The sequence below is a fragment of the Bartonella sp. MR168JLCBS genome (assembly GCF_042194175.1).
Genome location: NZ_JBHIMP010000158.1, coordinates 546 through 1,066, shown reverse-complemented (window position 1 = coordinate 1,066; position 521 = coordinate 546). Strand labels below are relative to the sequence as shown.

Annotated in this window: 1 pseudogene; it reads right to left on the bottom strand. The window is 40.5% G+C overall.

Features of this window, described 5'->3' with window-relative positions:
• Positions 1–442 (bottom strand): annotated as a pseudogene (locus ACFIK8_RS09975) (electron transfer flavoprotein subunit beta/FixA family protein); the annotation flags it as partial.
• Between the last annotated feature and the right edge of the window lie 79 nt (positions 443–521).

Here is a 521-nt window from a genome sequence, read left to right as displayed (position 1 = left end):
TGTCCGGGCTGTAGGCAAAAGTCGCTTGTCCCCAACCAAGAAGGGCAGCGAACATTTGTCCGGTTTGTTTGCTCTCATCATCAATAGTTTGTTTGCCTAAAAAAACCATATCTGGTTGTTCTTCGTGAACAATGACCTTGAGAATTTTAGCAATTGCTAAAGGTTCGAGTGTTTCTTGCGTTGTTACAAGGAGCGCACGATCTGCACCCATTGCAAGCCCTGTTCGTAAGGTTTCTTGTGCTGCTTCTGGTCCAATTGAAACAAGAACGACTTCTGAAATTTTGCCGGATTCTTTTTGGCGGATTGCTTCCTCTACGGCAATTTCGTCAAAAGGGTTCATGGACATTTTTACATGGGACAGATTAACGCCTGTGTTATCGGGTTTGACGCGTATTTTGATGTTATAATCAACAACATGTTTAACAGCGACGATTATCTTCATAATGATCCTCTTTGTTTGTATGATCACAAGTTTATAGTAATAACCACAAGAAACAAAATTATTTAGAACTGAATCTCAC